Annotated in this window: 1 protein-coding gene; it reads right to left on the bottom strand. The window is 74.5% G+C overall.

All coding sequences use genetic code 11. From position 1 onward, the window contains the following. The coding region (locus tag KUM32_RS29590) for a PP2C family protein-serine/threonine phosphatase (protein WP_217145050.1) at positions 1 to 753 on the bottom strand (753 nt) is incomplete at both ends.

Raw genomic sequence — 753 nt, 5'->3', positions numbered from 1 at the left:
GGGGACCCGCATGGCGAGGATGGCCATGTCGTCCGACGCCGGCTGCGCGGCGAAGCGTTCCACCGCGCGCAGCACGCGGGTGGCGACCGCGCCCGCCGTCAGGCCCGTACACGTGGTGAGGACGTCGACCAGGCCGTCGTCGCCGAGCATGCGGGTGCCCTCGCGGCGCTCCGTGACGCCGTCGGTGACGCACAGCAGCACGTCGCCGGGGGCGAGGGACACCGTCTGCTCGTACAGTTCCAGGTCGTCCATGACGCCGAGCAGCGGCTGCGGTTCGGCCGCCGCCTCGACGTCGCCGGTCTGGCGCAGCCGCAGGGGCAGCGGGTGCCCGGCGCAGACGATCTTGAGGGTGGCGCTGCCGTCCTCCTGCGGCCACAGCTCTCCGTAGAGCAGGGTCAGGAAGCGGCTGCGGGCCCCCTCGTCGAGGATGGCGGCGTTCAGGCGCTCCAGTACGGCGGGGCCGCCGAAGCCCTCGCGGGCGAGCAGCCGCAGCGCGTGTCGGGCCAGGCCGGTGACGGCCGCGGCCTCTGGGCCGGTCCCGCACACGTCGCCGATGGCGAAGCCGTAGGCGCCGTCGCGGATCGGGAAGAGGTCGTAGAAGTCGCCGCCGACCTCGTTGCCCTCGCCGGCCGCGCGGTAGATGACCTCGACCTCGACGCCCGGCACGTCGGGCAGCTCCGGCGGCAGCAGGCTGCGCTGCAGGGACTGGCTGATGGCCGTGCGCTCGGAGTACAGGCGGGCGTTGTCCAGGGC

The organism is Streptomyces sp. AC627_RSS907 (assembly GCF_019049165.1).
Note: the sequence above shows the minus strand (reverse complement) of the source record. Positions and strands in the feature narration are given on the sequence as shown.